This window comes from Lysobacter panacisoli (assembly GCF_009765165.1).
Lineage (GTDB): Bacteria > Pseudomonadota > Gammaproteobacteria > Xanthomonadales > Xanthomonadaceae > Lysobacter_J > Lysobacter_J panacisoli.
On sequence record NZ_VLNU01000001.1, the window covers coordinates 3,411,104 to 3,430,102 of the forward strand.

Annotated in this window: 16 protein-coding genes and 2 tRNA genes; 11 read left to right on the plus strand and 7 right to left on the minus strand. The window is 66.3% G+C overall.

The window, feature by feature from the left end; genetic code table 11:
- Positions 1–6: 6 nt before the first annotated feature.
- Positions 7–648: a response regulator gene (locus FOF45_RS15975; protein ID WP_233264165.1), complete on the minus strand. Its 642-nt coding sequence runs from the start codon at positions 646–648 to the stop codon at positions 7–9.
- 188 nt (positions 649–836) lie between these two features.
- On the opposite strand from FOF45_RS15975, the gene FOF45_RS15980 reads away from it, so the two are divergent.
- The 6 genes from FOF45_RS15980 to cueR all read left to right on the plus strand — a co-directional run bounded on the left by FOF45_RS15980 (position 837) and on the right by cueR (position 7,614).
- Positions 837–1,256: a CopL family metal-binding regulatory protein gene (locus FOF45_RS15980; protein WP_158986586.1), complete on the plus strand. Its 420-nt coding sequence runs from the start codon at positions 837–839 to the stop codon at positions 1,254–1,256.
- A 97-nt stretch (positions 1,257–1,353) separates the two neighbouring features.
- Complete coding sequence (locus FOF45_RS15985; protein WP_158986588.1) at positions 1,354–3,111, plus strand: copper resistance system multicopper oxidase; 1,758 nt, start codon at positions 1,354–1,356, stop codon at positions 3,109–3,111.
- Positions 3,108–4,037 carry a copper resistance protein B gene (locus FOF45_RS15990; protein ID WP_158986590.1) on the plus strand — a complete coding sequence of 310 codons (930 nt, stop codon included), beginning with the start codon at positions 3,108–3,110 and terminating at the stop codon, positions 4,035–4,037. The genes FOF45_RS15985 and FOF45_RS15990 overlap by 4 nt, the downstream gene beginning before the upstream one ends.
- 11 nt (positions 4,038–4,048) lie before the next feature.
- Positions 4,049–4,600 carry a DUF411 domain-containing protein gene (locus FOF45_RS15995; RefSeq protein WP_233264166.1) on the plus strand — a complete coding sequence of 184 codons (552 nt, stop codon included), beginning with the start codon at positions 4,049–4,051 and terminating at the stop codon, positions 4,598–4,600.
- Between the two features lie 94 nt (positions 4,601–4,694).
- Positions 4,695–7,109, plus strand: a complete 2,415-nt coding sequence (locus FOF45_RS16000) for a heavy metal translocating P-type ATPase (RefSeq protein WP_158986592.1) — start codon at positions 4,695–4,697, stop codon at positions 7,107–7,109.
- A gap of 25 nt (positions 7,110–7,134) precedes the next feature.
- Complete coding sequence (gene cueR / locus FOF45_RS16005; RefSeq protein ID WP_158986594.1) at positions 7,135–7,614, plus strand: Cu(I)-responsive transcriptional regulator; 480 nt, start codon at positions 7,135–7,137, stop codon at positions 7,612–7,614.
- Between the two features lie 97 nt (positions 7,615–7,711).
- Here the strand turns inward: cueR and FOF45_RS16010 are convergent.
- The 4 genes from FOF45_RS16010 to ppsR form a co-directional block, all read right to left on the minus strand.
- Positions 7,712–7,787: transfer RNA gene (locus tag FOF45_RS16010), tRNA-Glu, on the minus strand.
- Between the two features lie 44 nt (positions 7,788–7,831).
- A tRNA-Ala gene (locus FOF45_RS16015) sits at positions 7,832–7,907 on the minus strand.
- Between the two features lie 45 nt (positions 7,908–7,952).
- Positions 7,953–8,465 carry a DUF1249 domain-containing protein gene (locus FOF45_RS16020; protein ID WP_425481941.1) on the minus strand — a complete coding sequence of 171 codons (513 nt, stop codon included), beginning with the start codon at positions 8,463–8,465 and terminating at the stop codon, positions 7,953–7,955.
- Between the two features lie 131 nt (positions 8,466–8,596).
- The gene (gene ppsR, locus FOF45_RS16025; RefSeq protein WP_158986598.1) at positions 8,597–9,418 is read right to left on the minus strand and encodes a posphoenolpyruvate synthetase regulatory kinase/phosphorylase PpsR; all 822 of its coding nucleotides are present in this window, start codon (positions 9,416–9,418) and stop codon (positions 8,597–8,599) included.
- 132 nt (positions 9,419–9,550) lie between these two features.
- Between ppsR and ppsA the strand changes: the two genes are divergently transcribed.
- The gene (gene ppsA, locus FOF45_RS16030; protein WP_158986600.1) at positions 9,551–11,938 is read left to right on the plus strand and encodes a phosphoenolpyruvate synthase; all 2,388 of its coding nucleotides are present in this window, start codon (positions 9,551–9,553) and stop codon (positions 11,936–11,938) included.
- Positions 11,939–12,043: 105 nt separating this feature from the next.
- Positions 12,044–13,021 (plus strand): mechanosensitive ion channel family protein, encoded by a 978-nt coding sequence (locus FOF45_RS16035; protein ID WP_158986602.1) that lies wholly within the window; start codon positions 12,044–12,046, stop codon positions 13,019–13,021.
- 3 nt (positions 13,022–13,024) lie between these two features.
- Here FOF45_RS16035 and orn read toward each other — a convergent pair whose 3' ends face one another.
- On the minus strand, positions 13,025–13,597 hold the full coding sequence (orn, locus tag FOF45_RS16040) for an oligoribonuclease (RefSeq protein ID WP_158986604.1): 573 nt from the start codon (positions 13,595–13,597) through the stop codon (positions 13,025–13,027).
- A gap of 67 nt (positions 13,598–13,664) precedes the next feature.
- Here orn and FOF45_RS16045 point away from each other — a divergent pair, with 67 nt between their 5' ends.
- Complete coding sequence (locus FOF45_RS16045) at positions 13,665–14,150, plus strand: DUF2721 domain-containing protein (RefSeq protein WP_158986606.1); 486 nt, start codon at positions 13,665–13,667, stop codon at positions 14,148–14,150.
- A 67-nt stretch (positions 14,151–14,217) separates the two neighbouring features.
- Here the strand turns inward: FOF45_RS16045 and nosZ are convergent, their stop codons facing one another.
- Complete coding sequence (gene nosZ / locus FOF45_RS16050) at positions 14,218–16,155, minus strand: TAT-dependent nitrous-oxide reductase (protein ID WP_233264167.1); 1,938 nt, start codon at positions 16,153–16,155, stop codon at positions 14,218–14,220.
- Positions 16,156–16,448: 293 nt separating this feature from the next.
- Here nosZ and FOF45_RS16055 point away from each other — a divergent pair, with 293 nt between their 5' ends.
- Both FOF45_RS16055 and FOF45_RS16060 read left to right on the plus strand, forming a co-directional pair.
- Positions 16,449–16,787, plus strand: a complete 339-nt coding sequence (locus FOF45_RS16055; RefSeq protein ID WP_233264168.1) for a c-type cytochrome — start codon at positions 16,449–16,451, stop codon at positions 16,785–16,787.
- A 61-nt stretch (positions 16,788–16,848) separates the two neighbouring features.
- Entirely contained in the window at positions 16,849–18,990 is a 2,142-nt protein-coding gene (locus FOF45_RS16060) for a NosR/NirI family protein (RefSeq protein WP_158986612.1), read from the plus strand.
- Positions 18,991–18,999: the final 9 nt, after the last annotated feature.

Genomic DNA, 18,999 nt, shown 5'->3' on the forward strand with positions numbered 1-18,999 from the left:
GCACGTTCAGAAGCCCAGGCCGTGCTCGCGCGCGTAGGAATAGAACTCCAGATCGCTCTTCACGCCGAGCTTGCGCATGGCCTCGACCTTCTGGCTGCTCACCGTCTTCACGCTGCGGTTGAGCTGTCGCGCGATCTCCGACACGGTATTGCCCGAGGCGAACAGACGCATCACTTCGGCTTCGCGACGCGACAGCGTGGTGGTCGCACCAGGCGCTTCGGTACGCGCGAGGTCGAACTGCCGCTTCACCGACACGCTGATGTACTGGCGCCCCACGGTGGCGGCCTGCACGGCCATCGGCAATTCCTTCACCGTGTCGGCCTTGCTCACCAGGCCGCGCACGTTGGGCAGGCGGGCGATGCTGTTGAGCGTGGCGGAATTACCCAGCTGGGTGAGCACGACGATGGGGCGTTCCGGCCAGCGCCGGCCGAGCAGCTGCAGCAGGCTCAGGCCATCGGCGGCCTGTTCGCCCGGCATGTTGAAGTCGGTGACGACCAGGTCGCATTCGGTGGAACCGAGGACCCGGATCAGCTCGTCCGGCGACGTCACTTCGGCGACGACGCGCAAGTCGGACGACTGTTCCAGCAACATGCGTACGCCGCTGGAGACTATCGGATGGTCGTCGGCGAGGACAATGCGGCAAGCCAAGTCAGATTCCCTGCTGATGCTTGAGAAGGAACGATCCCGGTTCCCGGTCCCGGTCAGGGCCGTGGGCATTTCGCTACGTGGAGTATAGCTCCCAGCCTTTTGCGCGGACTTCGTCGCACGATCGCCGATGTGAGGCCCTGTTCAGATTGCAACGCTGGGTTGGCAGCGGTTCGCGCTAGACTGTGGAAATGACGCTCCGCGCCATTGCGCTTCGACTGCTGCTGTGCCTGACCCTGATCCTCAACGGTTCGGGTTATGCGGTCGCGTCCACGCAGATGCATCTGTCGCATCTGGCAAGCACCGCGCAGCCGGCGCCGGTGGCGGTCATCAAAGCCCCGTGCCACGAAACGGCAATGGAGATCGCGGCAACCGCAGTCGATGACGGTGCGATGTCGGACGACTGCGCTGGCAAGGCGAACGTTTCGCACTCGCAGGACTGCTGCCAGTCCTCGCACTGCAATTGCGAGTGCCTGCAACATGTGTCCACCGCGACTGCCTTCATCGACATGGTCGCGAGCATCCCGGTCCGTGCCGAAGTGGCGCAGACACTGAACCACGATCACGTCCAGCCGCGCCTGCGCAGTCCGCTGCGGCCACCCATCGCCTGAGTACCCGCGGGCACCGTTCCGGTGCCGTCGAACCGCGCTTCGCCAGCCGCATCCCTGCGGCCGCATAGCGCATTGCGACCTTTGCACGGAGTACTGCATGACTTCCGAAACCTTCCGATTCGGCGCCGCGTCGTTGTCGCGCCGCCGTTTCGTCACCGGTCTTGCCGCGGGCGGCGTCGCCGCCGGCACGGGCCTGTGGCGTCCTCCCGCGCACGCCGCCGCGGCCACGCTTGCACCGCAGGTGTTGAGCGGCACCCAGTTCGACCTCGCCATCGATGCGTCGCCGGTGAACCTCACCGGTCGCACGCGTCCGGCGGTCACCGTCAACGGCTCCCTCCCCGCACCCCTGCTGCGCTGGCGCGAGGGCGACACCGTGACGTTGCGCGTGGCCAATCGCCTGCCGGTGCAGAGCTCGATCCACTGGCACGGGATCCTGCTGCCCGCGAACATGGACGGCGTGCCCGGCCTGAGTTTCGATGGCATCGGCCCGGGCGAGACCTTCGTCTACCGCTTCGACATCCGCCAGTCGGGCACGTACTGGTACCACAGCCATTCGCTGTTCCAGGAACAGGCCGGCCTGTACGGCGCGATCGTGGTCGATCCGCGAGAACCGGCGCCATTCCACTACGACCGCGAACACGTCGTGCTGCTCTCTGACTGGACCGACATGGAGCCGGCGGCACTGTTCCGGCGCATGAAGAAGATGGCGGAGTACGACAATTTCTATAAGCGCACGGTCGGCGATTTCGCCGACGACACGCGCCGCGAGGGATTCGCCGAAACCCTGCGCGACCGCGGCCAGTGGGGCCGGATGCGGATGACACCCACCGACATCTCCGACATCAACGCCCACACCTACACCTACCTGATGAACGGCGCAGCGCCGTCGGGCAACTGGACCGGCCTGTTCCGCAGCGGCGAGAAAGTGCTTCTGCGCTTCATCAACGGCTCGGCAATGACCTACTTCGACGTGCGCATTCCCGGCCTGAAGATGACCGTGGTCGCCGCCGACGGGCAATACATCCATCCGGTCACGGTGGACGAGTTCCGCATCGCGGTCGCGGAGACCTTCGACGTCATCGTCGAACCCTCCGGGCAGGACGCTTACAGCATCTTCGCGCAGGACATGGGCCGCACCGGTTACGCGCGCGGTACGCTCGCCTCGCGCCACGGGCTGGAAGCCCCGCTTCCCCCGCTCGATCCCCGTCCGATCCTGACCATGAGCGACATGGGCCACGGCGGCATGGATCACGGCAGCAAGGGCATGGAAGGCGGATGCGGCGCGAACATGGGTCACGGTGCGATGGCGCACGGCATGTCCGCGATGCAGTCCCATCCGGCGAGCGAGGACGGCAATCCGCTGGTCGACATGCAGGCGATGTCGCCTGCGCCGAAACTCGACGATCCCGGTATCGGCCTGCGTGATAACGGCCGCACGGTGCTGACCTACGCGGCGATGAAGAGCCTGTTCGACGATCCGGACGGACGTGAGCCGTCGCGCGACATCGAACTGCACCTGACCGGCCACATGGAGAAGTTCGCGTGGTCGTTCAACGGGCAGAAGTTCATGGACGCCGAACCGGTGCGGCTCAACTACGGCGAGCGCATGCGCATCGTGCTGGTCAACGACACGATGATGACGCACCCGATCCACCTGCACGGCATGTGGAGCGATGTCGAGGACGAGAACGGCGGGTTCCAGCTGCGCAAGCACACCGTCGACATGCCGCCAGGCACGAAGCGCAGCTATCGCGTGCGTGCCGACGCGCTCGGCCGCTGGGCGTTCCACTGCCACCTGCTCTACCACATGGAAGCCGGAATGATGCGCGAAGTCCGCGTGGAGGAACGCGCATGAACCTGTGCCGCATCCACCTCCCCGCGCTCGCGCTGGGCATGGCCGTGGCAAGTGGCGCCCATGCGCAGGATCATTCGGCGCACGCGCAGCACGCGCCCCCGCACGCGCACACGCCGGCTGCGCGGAAACCGGCAGAGCCTGTCGATCATTCGAAGATGGACCATTCAACAATGGACCACTCGAAGATGGGCCACGCGATGCAGGCGCCCAGCCAGCCGGTGCAGCCGATACCGCCGGTCACCGATGCTGATCGCGCCGCCGCGTTTCCGACGTTGCAAGAGCACATGGCTCACGCGCCGGAACTCAACCACTACCTGCTCTTCAACCGACTGGAAGTCGCCGACGCCGATCACGGCACCGGACAAGCCTGGGAAGCGCAGGGCTGGATCGGCAGCGACATCAATCGCCTCTGGCTGCGCAGCGAGGGCGAACGCGAGGACAGCCGCACGGAGTCGGCCGACCTGGAAGTGCTGTACGGACGCAGTGTCTCGCCGTGGTGGGACGTCGTCGCCGGCGTGAAGCACGACTTCAAACCCGGCGCATCGCAAACCTGGGGCGCGTTCGGCGTGCAGGGACTGGCGCCGTACAAGTTCGAAGTGTCCGCGACGGCGTACGTCGGCGAGTCCGGCCGTTTCGCCGCGAACGTCGAGGCGGAATACGAACTGCTGCTCACCAATCGCCTGATCCTGCAGCCGCTGCTCGAGCTGGACTTCAACGGAAAGGACGATCCGCGTCGCGGCGTCGGCTCGGGGCTTTCGACCGCGGAAGCCGGCTTGAGGCTCCGCTACGAGTTCACCCGGCAGTTCGCGCCGTACATCGGTGTGGTGCACGAGCGCGCGTTCGGCGAGACCGCCGACCTGCGTCGCGACGAAGGCGAGGACGCGCAGGACACGCGCTTCGTCGCCGGCCTTCGATTCTGGTTCTGAGGAGAACGAACATGAAACGTTTCCATCGACTCTGGCTGTTGGCGCCCGCGATCGCGATCGCGGCCTGCGCGCAGCCCTCCGGCGCCGGCGCCACCGGCGCTGCCTCCCGCGCGACGGCGACTCCCGCGCCCGTCGCAGCGACGTCCGATGCCCCTGCCAAGGCGCCGACTGCCGCGACGCTGCCTCGCATGCTCGTCCACCACACGCCGGGCTGCGGTTGTTGCGAGGTCTGGATCGCACACGCACGCGGCGCCGGTTTCGCGGTCGAGGTGCGTGAAGCCGAGGACATCCACGCCGTGAAGGAACACCTCGGTGTGCCTTACGGCAAAGGCTCGTGCCACACCGTCGAAGTCGGCGGCTATTTCGTCGAAGGACACGTCCCGCTGGAGGACGTGAAGCGATTGCTCGCACTGCGGCCCAAGGCGAAGGGTCTCGCCGTCCCCGGCATGCCGGCGGGCTCACCCGGCATGGAAATGCCCGACGGCCGCGTTCAGCCCTATGTCGTCGAGCTGGTCGGACTCGACGGCACGACGTCCGTGTTCGCGCGCCACGGGGAGGGTTGACGGAAAGATCGACTCCCGATCGATGGGCGCAGCTTGACCTTCCCATCATGGGAAGCCGGAAGCTCCGCCCATCGTTCCCTTCCCCTGGATCCCGATGAACGCTGACGCCCTGCCCCTCTCCCCCGCGAACACGCTGCGTTTCAGCGTCTCCGGCATGACCTGCGCCTCGTGCGCGGGGCGGGTCGAACGCGGCCTCCGCGCCGTCCCGGGCGTGCGCGAGGCGAGCGTCAACCTCGCCACTGAAACCGCCGAGGTCGCCACCGACGGCACCGTCACCCTCGACGCGGTGGCGCAGGCCGTGCGTGGCAGCGGCTACGACATCGCCACGCGTGAGGTCGACCTGTCCGTCACCGGCATGACTTGCGCCTCGTGCGTGGCGCGCATCGAGAAGGCGCTGCGCAACGTGCCGGGCGTGCTGGAGGCTAGCGTGAACCTGGCGACGGAACGCGCGCACGTCCGTGTCGGCGATCGCGTCGAGGACGCAGCGCTGATCGCCGCCGTGCGCGGCGCCGGCTATGAGGCGCAGATCCCGGCGGAACAAGCGGCGGCGGCCCTCGACCCGCACGCCGCGCACGCGCGCGATGGCGGCCATCGCGAAAGCCGCCACCTGCTGTGGGCCGTGCTGTTGTCCACGCCGCTGGTGCTGCCGATGCTCGGTCTGATGTTCGGCAAGCACTGGATGCTGCCGGGATGGCTTCAGTTCGCGCTCGCCACGCCCGTGCAGTTCTGGCTTGGTGCGCGTTTCTACAAGGCCGGCTGGGGCGCATTGAAGGCGCGAACCGGCAACATGGACCTGCTGGTCGCGCTGGGCACGAGCGCCGGCTACGGACTGAGTGTCTACCACCTGCTCGCAGGCGGGCACCACGGCGTAGCGCCGCTGTACTTCGAAGCCTCGGCCGTCGTGATCACCCTGATCCTGCTCGGCAAGTGGCTCGAAGCGCGCGCCAAGCGCCAGACCACCGCGGCGATCCGCGCATTGCAGGCGCTGCGCCCAGCTACCGCGCGCGTGCGCCGTAACGGCATCGAGAACGAACTGCCGATCGCGCAGGTGCGCGTGGGCGACGTCGTGGTCGTGCTGCCAGGCGAACGCATCCCGGTCGATGGCCGCATCGCCAACGGACGCACGCATGCCGACGAATCGCTGATCACCGGCGAATCCCTGCCGGTCGCCAAGGGCGAAGGCGATCGCGTCACCGGCGGCGCGGTCAACGGCGAAGGCCGCATCGAAGTCGAGACCCTCGCCATCGGCACGGAAACCGCGCTGTCCCGCATCATCCGGCTGGTCGAGGATGCGCAGGCGAAGAAGGCGCCGATCCAGCGCGTGGTCGATCGGGTCAGCGCGGTATTCGTGCCGGTCGTGCTGGTGATCGCATTGATCACCGTGATCGGCTGGGGCCTGACCACCGGCGACTGGAACCAGGCCGTGCTCAACGCCGTCGCGGTGCTGGTGATCGCCTGCCCATGCGCGCTCGGACTGGCCACACCAACCGCGATCATGGCGGGCACCGGCGTAGCCGCGCGTGCCGGAATCCTGATCAAGGACGCCGAAGCGCTGGAAGTCGCGCATCGCGTGAGCGTCGTGGCATTCGACAAGACCGGCACCCTGACCGAAGGACGCCCGACGCTGGCCGAGGCCATCGCGGTCGATGGCGATACCGCCGCGTTGCTGGAGCAGGCCGCTGCATTGCAGCGCGGCAGCGAACATCCGCTCGCGAAGGCGGTACTGCAGGCAGTCGCGAACGACGCGCCCGTTGCCACTGCCAGCGACATCCAGGCCATCGCGGGACGTGGTCTGCGTGGCGTGCTCGATGGTCGTGAAATCCTGCTCGGCAGCCGCCGCATGATGCTCGACGCGGGCATCGATCTGTCGCCGCTGGCTGCGCGCGCCGAGGCACTGGAGGCGAACGGACATACCGTCTCGTGGCTGGCCGATGCGGCCAACCGCACGTTGAACGGACTGCTCGCCTTCCGCGACCAGCCGCGCGCCGGCGCGTCGGATGCCATCGCGCAGCTGCATCGCCTGGGCGTGCATACGGTGATGATCTCCGGCGACAACGCGGGCGCGGCCGGTGCCGTCGCTGCGGCACTCGGCATCGACGAAGTCCACGCCAACGTGCTGCCCGGCGACAAGGCCGACGCGATCGCGCGGCTGCGTACGCGTGGCGCGGTCGCGATGGTCGGCGACGGCATCAACGACGCCCCTGCCCTCGCCGCCGCCGACGTCGGCATCGCGATGGGCAGCGGCACCGACGTGGCGATGCATGCGGCGGGCATCACCCTGATGCGACCGGATCCGGCACTCGTCGCCGCCGCGCTGGATGTCTCACGCCGCACCACGCGCAAGATCCACCAGAACCTCTTCTGGGCCTTCATCTACAACATCGTCGGCATTCCGCTGGCGGCGTTCGGCTTGCTCGACCCGGTGATCGCCGGCGCTGCGATGGCCTTCTCTTCCGTCAGCGTGGTGTCGAACACGCTGCTGCTGCGCCGCTGGCGCATTCCCGCCTGACATGCCTTACGCAAGGAGCCACCTGATGACTCGCCCATCGCGTCCCGAACTGGCCGAAGCCCTCGAACAGGGACTGCACAACATCGGCGACGCCGCGCAGCGCAGTGGTGTCAGCGCGAAGATGATCCGGCACTACGAAGGCATCGGCCTGATCCCTCCCGCCGGGCGCACCTTCGCCGGCTACCGCATCTACACCGATGCCGACGTGCACCGCCTGCAGTTCGTCCGCCGCGCGCGCACGCTGGGATTCTCGATCAAGCAGATCGAAGCGCTGCTGGGACTGTGGGACGACCGCTCGCGCGCGAGCGCGGAGGTGAAGAAGCTCGCGCAATCGCACGTGGACGAGCTGGCGGTGAAGATCGCCGAGATGCAGGCGATGCAGCGCACGCTCCAGGAACTGGCGCGACGCTGCCACGGCGACGAGCGCCCGGATTGCCCGATTCTCGACGACCTGGCGACGCACGCGACCTGTCCGGACGATGCTTCGTCCGCCGCAAATCGGTGAGGCGACGCCGCGAGCGCCTCACAATCGCCTCGAAAGCCGAAAATCGCCCAAAACGGAACAGGGCCCCGTTTCCGGAGCCCTGCGTCGTTTCACTATTTGGCGTCCCCACGGGGATTCGAACCCCGGTCGCTACCGTGAAAGGGTAATGTCCTAGGCCTCTAGACGATGGGGACAAAACTGGTTTTGAAACGTTCCAACGATCACTTCGGTGAAGAAGTGGTGGAGCCAGCCGGGATCGAACCGGCGACCTCCTGCATGCCATGCAGGCGCTCTCCCAGCTGAGCTATGGCCCCACGTGCTGGAAAGACGAAAATTCTAGCGGGCGTTCAGCGATGTCGTCAAGCGTTCGCTGCCAGATTTTTTTCGTCGGTGCCGCCGGAAATGGTCCCGGCGTCAACGGCGCGCAATGTTGCCACACCATGTCCCCGCTCCGCTAGATACTCGAGCCACTTTCCGAGAAACGTGTTCATGCGCGTGCGGTGGTCGACGATCTCCGCCGGCGGCGGATACATCCCGATCGTGTCCTGCCAGCGCCTGCCGACGTAACAGTTCGTGACTTCGAGCTGGCGGGCGTCGTGGTACAGGCGCAGGAACGCCGACGGGTCCTGTTCGCCCGTCACCGGGTCGCGCAGGGCGTACGTCATGCGCAGCTCGGTCGTGTACGGGTGGCGCTCGATCACGTCCAGCTGCACGTCCAGGCCGTCGCCGACGCTGGATACGTAGGTGCCCACCACCAGCCCCTGCGACGGGAAAAGGCGGGTGAAACGGACGTGGTTCTCCGCGTACAGCCCCATCAGCCAGCCGAAGCGGCTGAGCCGGGGAATGCGTGCGCGACGGGTGGCGAGTGACATGGACATGAGCATCGATATGGAGACGATGCTACACGGCACAACCTCTGCGCGGCAGCGTTGACGAGCGCCGCCGGTAGGCCTACGGTAAGCATTCCTCGCGCACGTTTTTCCGGGCCTTCCGCGCCCGTCGATCAGAACATCTCGCGATGGATCCCCAGCGTCGTCAGCACCTTGCTCGAGATCTCCTCGATCGAGGTATGCGTCGTGCTCAACGTCGTGATGCGTTCGGCGCGGAACATCGCTTCGGCGGCGGCGACTTCGCGCTTGCAGGTGTCGAACTGCGCGTAGCGTGAATTCGGACGGCGCTCCTGGCGGATCTGCTGCAGGCGCACTGGATCGATGGTCAGGCCGAACAGCTTGTTCCGGTACGGACGCAGGCGCGGCGGCAGGCGATCGTGCTCCAGGTCTTCCTCGGTCAGCGGATAGTTCGCCGCGCGCACACCGTAGTGCAGCGCCAGGTACACGCAGGTCGGCGTCTTGCCGGCACGCGACACCGCGACCAGGATCAGGTCCGCGTCGTTGTAGTCCACGCTCTGGCCGTCATCGTGGGTCAGCGCGAAGTTCATCGCGTTGATGCGGCGATGGTAGGTCTCGAAATCGACCATGCCGTGGGCCAGGCCGATGCGACGCTCGCGGGTCTGTTCCAGCTCGCGCTCCAGCGGCTCGATGAAGGGCGCGAATACGTCCAGCATCAGCGCTCCGCTCTCGGCCAGGGCGGCGCTCACGTCGGCGTCCATGCACGAATTGATCACGACCGGACGCACACCGTGGGCCTCGGCGGCCACGCGGATCTTCTCGGCGACCTCGTGGGCGCGTTCGACGCTGTCGACGAACGGGATCCGGTCGGTGACGAAGGTGGTTTCGGTGAACTGCGTGAGCAGGCTGTGGCCGATGGTCTCGGCGGTGATACCGGTACCATCGGAGACATAGAACACGGGTCGCACGCCTGCCATCGCACTTCTCCTGAATTGGCCGTTCACGATACGAAAAACCTCGCCGAATCAAGCTTGTATGGCTTCGACGCAGCGGCGATCATATCCGGATCGCCGCGCCCGCCGCGCCGCCCCGTCCTGGAGACCGCCCGCTTGAACGAGAACATCCTCTGGCTGCACGCGCTGCGCCTTACCGATCTGGCCCGTGTCGGCGGCAAGAATTCCTCGCTCGGCGAGATGATCGGCAACCTCGCGAACCTGGGCGTTTCCGTCCCCGGCGGCTACGCGACCACGGCCGAGGCCTTCAAGTCCTTCATCGACCACAACAACCTGCACCAGCGCATCTACGACAAGCTGGCCACGCTGGACGTCGAGGACGTGCCGGCGCTGACCGCGGCCGGCAGCGAGATCCGCGGCTGGGTTATCGACGCCCCGCTCCAGGCCGACCTGGATGCCGACATCCGCAAGGCATACAAGCAGCTGTGCGACGAGAACGGTGGCGGCGATGTCGCCGTCGCGGTGCGCTCCTCCGCCACCGCCGAGGATCTGCCGGACGCGTCCTTCGCCGGCCAGCAGGAAACCTTCCTCAACGTGACCGGCGCCGACGATGTCGTGCACAAGGTCAAGGAAGTGTTTGCTTCGCTTTACAACGACCGCGCCATCGCCTATCGCGTGCACCACGGCTTCAAGCACGAGGACGTGTTCCTTTCGGCCGGCGTGCAGCTGATGGTGCGTTCCAACGTCGGCTCCTCCGGCGTGCTGTTCACGCTCGATACCGAGTCCGGTTTCCGCGACGTGGTGTTCATCACCTCCAGCTACGGCCTGGGCGAGATGGTCGTGCAGGGCGCGGTGAACCCGGACGAGTTCTACGTCTACAAGCCCACCCTGCTGCAGGGCAAGCAGGCGATCCTGCGCCGCGGCATCGGCGCCAAGCAGCAGCGCATGGTGTATTCGGACAAGCCCGGCGAGCGCGTGCGCATCGAAGAGACGCCCGCCGAGCTGCGCGCGACGTTCTCCATCAGCGACGAAGACGTGCAGGAACTGGCCAAGCAGGCGCTGGTCATCGAGAAGCACTACGGCCGTCCGATGGACATCGAGTGGGCGAAGGACGGTGTCAGCGGCAAGCTGTTCATCGTGCAGGCCCGCCCGGAGACGGTGAAGTCGCGAGCCAAGGCCACGCAGATCGAGCGCTACCAGCTCACCAAGCGCGGCGAAGTGGTCTGCGAAGGCCGCGCCATCGGCCAGAAGATCGGCACCGGCGTGGCGCGCGTGGTGCGCTCGCTGGCCGACATGAGCCGCGTGCAGCCCGGCGACGTGCTCGTCGCCGACATGACCGACCCCGACTGGGAGCCGGTGATGAAGCGCTCCGCCGCGATCGTCACCAACCGCGGCGGCCGCACCTGCCACGCCGCGATCATCGCGCGCGAGCTCGGCGTTCCGGCCGTGGTCGGCACGGGCAATGCGCTCGACACGATCCAGGACGGCCAGGAAGTCACCATCAGCTGCGCCGAGGGCGACACCGGCTACATATACAAGGGCGCCCTGCCCTTCGAGCGCCACACGGCCGACCTCGACAAGATGCCGGAAGCGCCGCTCAAGGTGATGATGAACGTCGCCAACCCTGAGCGCGCTTTCGATTTCGCCATGCTGCCCAACGCCGGTGTCGGCCTGGCGCGCCTGGAGATGATCATCGCCAGCCATATCGGCGTGCATCCCAAGGCGCTGCTCGAGTACAACCAGCAGGACGCCGCGACCAAGAAGAAGATCGACGAGAAGATCGCCGGTTATGCCAGCCCGGTCGACTTCTACGTGGATCGCCTCGCCGAAGGCATCGCGACGATCACCGCGTCGTTCGCGCCGCATCCGGTGATCGTGCGCCTGTCGGACTTCAAGTCCAACGAGTACGCCAATCTCATCGGCGGTTCGCGCTACGAGCCGCATGAAGAGAACCCGATGATCGGCTTCCGTGGCGCCAGCCGCTACGTCGATCCGAGCTTCACCGACGCCTTCGCGCTGGAATGCCGCGCGGTGCTCAAGGTGCGCGAGCAGATGGGCCTGACCAACTGCTGGGTGATGATCCCGTTCGTGCGCACGCTGGAAGAAGGTCGCAAGGTGGTCGAAGTCCTGCGCGACAACGGACTGGAACAGGGCAAGGGTGGACTGAAGATCATCATGATGTGCGAAGTGCCGTCCAACGCGCTGCTGGCGGACGAATTCCTCGACATCTTCGACGGCTTCTCGATCGGGTCCAACGACCTGACCCAGCTCACCCTCGGCCTGGACCGCGACTCGGGCATCGTCGCCAAGTTGTTCGACGAGCGGAATCCGGCGGTCAAGAAGCTGCTGTCGATGGCCATCTCCGCCGCGCGCGCGAAGGGCAAGTACGTCGGCATCTGCGGCCAGGGCCCCAGCGACCATCCGGACCTCGCCGAGTGGCTGATGGAACAGGGCATCGAGTCGGTATCGCTCAATCCCGACACCGTCGTCGACACCTGGCTGCGCCTTGCGAAGGCCAAAGCCAAGGCCAACGCCAAGGCCTGATCACATCCGGTCAAGCTTGTCCGCGGTAACATCATCGACGCCCCGCTCATGCGGGGCGTCATGTTTTGAGAGCCCGCACCACCGATGCACAGCAAGGAGATCGTCTTGTCCCAGGATTCGAGCGCGCAGGCCCTGCTGCAGGATTCGCTGCCCAACCTGACCAAGGAGCTGGCGCCGCCCGCGCACTTGAGCACGATGTCGGCCGAGCAGTTCTGGGCGTGGGCCGGCGACGTCGGCATCAAGATCGGCGGCGCCCTGCTCGTCTTCTACATCGGCATGCACCTGGCCAAGTGGGCCGTCCGTGCGACAGGGCGCGCGCTCACGCGCGCGCACGTGGAACCGACCTCGCTGCAGTTCATCAGCCGCGTGTTGTACATCGTGCTGCTGATCGTGCTGATGCTGGCTATCCTGCAGATGTTCTTCGGTGTCGCGCCGACCTCGTTCATCGCGATCCTCGGCGCTGCCGGTCTCGCCATCGGCCTTGCGTTGAAGGATTCGCTATCCAACGTCGCGTCCGGCGTCATGCTGGTGACGCTCAAGCCGTTCCGCGTCGGCGACGTGGTGCAGATCGGCGGCAGCAGCGGCACCGTCGAAGCGGTCAGCATCTTTCAGACGCGGCTGCGCGGCGCGGACAACCAGACCATCGTCCTGCCCAACAACCTGATCACCACCGCGCCGATCATCAATCTCACGCCCGACACGCGCCGCCGCATCGAGCTGGTCATCGGCATCGGTTACGAGGACGACATCGACGTCGCACGCCAGGCGATCATGTCGATCATGAAGGCCGACAAGCGCATCTTCGAGCAGCCGGCGCCCGACGTGGTGGTGTACGAACTGGCCGACGTCGCCGTGCGCCTGGGCGTGCGCTGCCACGTCAGCAACGCCGACCACTTCGCGACCAAGTGCGATCTCAACGAGCGGATCAAGAAGGCGTTCGACGCCGCCGGTATCAGCATCCAGGCGGCGCAGCGCGACATCCGCGCGCAGCGGCGCATCCTCGATGCGGCGGGCATCGCCACGCTGCCGGCACCGCAGCCGTCGGAATCCAACCCGGACCAGCGCGCCCCCGGGCCGACCTGAGCCTCAGCCCTCGGGCAGACCGCCGAGGCGGCCCATCGCCGCGCGGTAGTGGCGCAGCTCGGCGATGGAGTCGCGCACATCGCTCAGCGCGGTGTGGCGTGATTCCTTGCTGACCCCGGCGAGCACGCCCGGCGCCCAGCGGCGCGCGAGCTCCTTGATCGTGCTGACGTCGAGGTTGCGGTAGTGGAAGTGCTTCTCCAGCCGCGGCATCAGGCGGTGCAGGAAACGGCGGTCCTGGCAGATCGAATTGCCGCACATCGGCGACTTTCCGGCCGGCACCCATTGGCCGAGGAAATCCAGCGTCTTCGCCTCGGCTTCCGCCAGGCTGACTTCGCTGTCGATCACGCGCTGCCACAGGCCCGAGCGGCCGTGCTGGTTGCGGTTCCACTCATCCATCGCTTCCAGTCGCGAAAGCGGATGCGCGATCGCCAGCTCCGGCCCTTCGGCCAGCACGTTGAGTTCCTTGTCGGTCACCAGGGTCGCGATCTCGAGGATCGAATCGCGGTCCGTGTCCAGGCCGGTCATCTCCAGATCGATCCAGATCAGGTGCTCGTCGTTGGTCGTGACTGCTGGCATGCGCTCGCGCTGGTGTGAGGTCCGGGGCATCATACAGCCAGCCCGCCCGAGCCCCGATCACGCCTCCATGCCCTCGCCCGTCGCGATCGACCCTTCGCACTACGCCGTCGTCTCGGCCATGATCACGCCGGCGTTCTTCCTCACCGCCGCCAGCTCGCTGCTGATCTCGTCGAACAACCGGCTGGCACGCGTCGTGGACCGCATGCGTTCGGAAATCGACGTTCTGCGCGCCACCGAACAGGGACCCGCGCGCGTCGCGCTTGAGTCGCGCATCGCCATCCACCGCCGCCGCTCCTACCTGGTGCTCGCCGCGGTGCGCATGCTGTATGGATCGATCACCGCCTTCGTCGGCACCAGCATCGGCATCGCGGTCGATGCGTTCTTCGGCTACAGGCTCGACCTGCTGCCGACCGGGCTGGCGGTCATCGGTGTGATCCTGATGCTCGCGTCGTCGCTGTGCCTGGGACGCGAGGCCACGCTGGGACTGCGCATGCTCGATCGCGAGCTCGACGAGCAGTTGGCCAAGGACCGGGTCGACCTGCGCAACGACTGAGCCCCTGCGGACAGGGGCTCTCCTTCCTTCCGAAGGGAGGCCCGAGCGGGCCTCCCGCCACGCGGAATCAACCGGTGACGATCATCCGCGAACGCATTTCCAGGTGGAGTGCGTGGCAGAAGTGCGTGCAGTAGCACCAGTACACGCCCGGCTTGTCCGCCACGAACGTCACCGACTTCGTCTCCTGCGGATTGACGATGAAGTTGATGTTGTAGTGCGGGATGCCAAAGCCGTGGGTCAGGTCCTCGACCTTGTCCAGGTTGGTCAGCGTCAGCGTGACGATGTCGCCCTTGCGCACGGTGAACTCGCGCATCGAGAACGCGGGCGCCTGCGACGTCATGCGGATGTGCACGCGGTTGCCGTTGCGCTCGATCCCTGCTTCCTTGTCGCTCTTGGTCGCGTTGGGGAACTCGTCGATGTTGTAGACCTGGCGCGTCTTGATCACGTCGGCCCTGACGATGATCGCGTCGTGCGGTTCCGGGTAGGCCGTGTGGTCATGCAGCAACACCATCTTGTCGCCCGAGATGTCGATCAGCTGCTCGGTCTCGACGTGAAGCGGGCCGACCGGCAGGAACCGGTCCTTCGAGAACTTGTTGCCGGAGTTGAAATACTTGCCGTCCGGGTTCTTCGTCTCGCCCATCGAGGTGTAGCCGTGGCCCGGCTGGTAGTGCACGTCGACCGAATCGAGCACGACCTTGGCCTTGTTGTCGCCCTTGAACTGCGCGATCGCCGCGTCGATGTTCCACTTGACGATCTTGCTGTCGAGGAACAGCGTCGTGTACGCATTGCCGCGACCGTCGAAACCGGTGTGCAGCGGACCCAGGCCGAGGTTCGGCTCGGCGATCACCGCCTCGCGCGGATTGCCCAGTTGGCCGGCGAACCACTTCTCCACCTGCGACAGATCGATCACCGAACAGGTCGGCGACAGCTTGCCCGAACACACGAAGTACTTGCCGTCGGGGCTGGCGTTGACACCGTGCGGGTTCTTCGGAATCGGCACGTAGCAGGTCAGCGCGGTGGCGGGATCGGCGTTGGCGGCCTTGCGACCGTCGACGACCGGCACCTTCGAATCGCCGATGGTGAACGTCCTGCCCGCCGCGATCGCGGCTTCGATGCGCGCCACGTCGAAGAACACGCAGGCGTCGTGCTCGGCGGACATCATGTCTTCGTAGTGGGCGCCGCCTTCGACGTTGTACTGGTTCGACGCCGCGTACTTGCCGTCGTACGAAGTCGCGACGAGGTCCATGTTGCCGTCGACCTGGCACTGCCAGCGTACCTGCATCGTCTCGGCGTCGAGACAGGTGAACAGACAGCCGTACTTCTCCGGCGAATCCATGTCGCGCCCGTCGTTGGGCAGCGGCAGGGCGAACTCGGCGCCCGCGAACACACGCGTCGTGCGGTTGATGTCGCGCTTGACCGGATCGCGCTTGTCCGGGAACAGGCCGTGCTGGCCCTGCACGTTCGGGATGTCGGTGATGCGGTCGCACTCGAACGTATCGCCACGGATGCGCGCCACGCGGCTGTGCAGCTTGTCGTTGACCCAGAAGTACTTGCCGTCGTAGGTACCGTCCTCGTACGAGCCGTGGACGTGGTGGGTATCGCCGGTCCAGTAGCGAAGCTCACCACTCGGCTTGGTGCCGATGATCGCCTTGGATTCGTTGGTGATGCCCCAACCGACCATCGGATCGATGTTGAACACCGGAATACGCTTGATGGTACGGCCGGACGGCACGCCATAGATGCGCATCTCGCCGGAGTGTCCGCCGGACGACAGCAGGTAGTAATCGTCGAGCTTGCCCGGAGTCACTTCGACCGCCTTGCCGGCGGATGCGGCGGCGGCGCCGGTCGCACTGCCTGCTCCGCCCTTCCCTCCAGGCTCCTTTGGCGCGCATGCCGTCAGCAGGCCGAAGCCCGCCGTGGCCACGCCCGCAAGTGCGGTCGTTTCCAGGAACTTGCGACGTCCCTGGTTGTTCGTGCGATCTGCATTCCCCGTTTCGCTACTCACAGTCGTCCTCCACATGAGGTCCATTGATGGCGCACGCATCATCCGCCGGCGCCATCGGACGCAGCATTGATCCAAGTCAATGTCGAGGTATCGGTTCGACGGATAACGTGCGCAGCAAGCGCCGACCATCGGCGAACCTTCCCATACGTAGAGGATTCACACCGATGTTCGCCAACTGGTCGCTTCGTGGTTGCAGCGTGCTCCTGGCCTTCGCCCTTGCCGGTTGTGGCGGGAACTCCGAACCATCGGTTGCAGCCGATGCATCCGCGCCTGCTGCCGCGACAGTGCCTCCGGTGGCCAGTGCGCCGGTCGTCGAAAGCGCGACGCAAGCCGAAGCACCGGCCGCGGCTGCCGTCACCGAAGCATCCGTCGCCGCGACGGGCGGCGGCGACCAGACCTACCAGAAGACCTGCGCGATGTGCCACGGCACGCCCGCGATGGGCGCGCCGGTAGTGGGCAACAAGGACGACTGGAGCGCGCGCATCGCCCAGGGCAAGGACACGCTCTACAAGCATGCGATCGAAGGCTTCAGCGGCGCGAAGGGCATGATGCCGGCGCGCGGCGGCAATCCTTCGCTCGACGATGCCACGGTCAAGGCCGCAGTCGACCACATGGTCGCGAGCTCGCAGTAACGCGTACGCGCGACGCGCTTCCATCAGGGAGCGCGTCGCCTTCGAAGTGGAGCTTCCCTCGATGAGCCGCACTTCCCTGCTGGCGCTGCTGGCTTCGCTCGTGCTGTGCTTCGCGTCCGGTCTGGTGCGCGCAGCATCGTACGAAAGCGAACTGCCGCCGGCGCTGTTCTCCGATCCCGACATGTGCCGTCACACGGCCTGCGACAGCGTGCTGCCGCAGGCCATGCGCTTCTCGTTGCGAGAAGGCAATCCCGCGTTCGTGAAGGGACTGCGCGATGTCGATGGTCGCGAGGAAGTCGTCGGCTACGTGTTCCTCACCACCGACGTCACGCCGGAAATCGTCGGCTATTCGGGAAAGCCGATCGTCACGCTGGTGGGCATGGACGCGCAGGGCCGCATCAACGGGGCCCGCATCCTCAAGCACAGTGAGCCGATTCTGCTCGCGGGCATCCCCGAATCGGAACTGTCGCGCTACATCGCCCAGTACAACGGCACGCCACCGGGCGCGCGCTACGAACTCGGCAAGGCCGAAGGCGACCACATCGCGATGGCGGCCGTCAGCGGCGCAACGGTGACGGTTATCGCCGAGAACCAGGCCATCAGCCGTGGCAGCTACGCCGTCGCGCGCCAGGTCGGTCTGGTGGACGCGGTGCAACGACCGCAGGCACGACTCGTCGCCGATGCGACGCCGCGCAACTGGGCGCAGCTCGTCGACGAAGGCAGCGTGCAACGATTGACCGTACGCGCCGAAGATGTCGGCGCACCGCCGTCGGAACAACCGTTCATCGACCTGTGGTTCGGCTACCTCAACGCGCCGTCAATCGGCACCAGCATCCTCGGTGATTCCGGGTACCGCCGCCTCATGTCCGGCCTTGCGCCCGGCGAACACGCGATCTTCGTCGTCGGCGACGGGAGCAGCTCGTTCAAGGGTTCGGCCTTCGTGCGCGGCGGCATCTACGATCGCATCCAGGTGTCGCAGGACGTCGAGGTCCATAGCTTCCGCGACACCGACTACCTCACCCTGCACGGCATCCGAGCCGAGGGTGCGCCGGAGTACCGCGAATCGGGCATCTTCGTCCTGCGCGACCCGTCGTTCTCCGCCGCGTATCCGTGGAAGCTGACCTTCCTGTCGAACCGCAGCGAAGTCGGACACCAGACCGAATACGCCAACTTCGACGCCGAGTACTGGTTGCCGTCACGCCATCTGCAAGGCGGTCGGCCGGTCGTGCAGAAGCCCATGCCGACGTGGGTGCAGGCGTGGAAGAACAAGCGCTGGGAAATCGCGGGGTTCGTCACCCTGCTCGCGTTCACCGCCGCCTTCTACGCGACGCACCGTCGCTGGGCCGCCCGCTCGCGCCGCACCGACAAGCGCTGGATCCTGTGGCCGCACATCACGGTGTGGCTGGTCGCGGTCGTGTTCGTCGGGTTCTCGCAACTCGCACAGCCGTCGGTCGTGCAGTTGCTCACCCTGCTCCACTCGGTTCGCGACGGCTGGCGCTGGGATCTGTTCCTGAGCGATCCGCTGATCTTCCTGTTCTGGATCTTCATCGCGATCACCATCGTGCTGTGGGGACGCGGCGTGTTCTGCGGATGGCTGTGTCCGTACGGCTCGCTCTCAGAACTGCTGTACAAGTTCGCCGGCCGCATCGGTCTGAAGAAGTGGCAGTTCAAGCTGCCATCGCGCTGGCACCACCGGCTGCGCTGGACCAAGTACGTGGTGCTGGCGGTGCTTGTCGCCGCGTCGCTGCACTCTATGGCACTGGCCGAACGCCTGGCCGAAGTAGAACCGTTCAAGACCACGTTCCTCGTCCATGTGTGGACGCGAAGCTGGCCGTTCGTCGTGTTCTGGACTTTGCTGATGGTCGCGTCGATGTTCATGGAGCGTCCGTTCTGCAAGTACCTGTGTCCGCTCGGTGCGGGTCTTGCCATTCCCTCGCGCTTCCGCCTGTTTGGGCTGTGGCGCAAGGCCGAGTGCAGCACCTGCAAGGCCTGCGCCGCTGGCTGCGGTTCGCAGGCCATCGATGAGCGCGGCCGCATCGACCCGAGCGAATGCATGCAGTGTCTGGATTGCATGGTCCTGTACTACGACGACCACGCCTGCCCTCCGCTTGCCAGCGAGCGCAAGCGACGCACCAAGGCCGGCCAGCCGCTCACGCCGGTCGGACGCGATGGCCACTTCATTCCGTTGAGGCTGACCGAGTGAATACGGTGA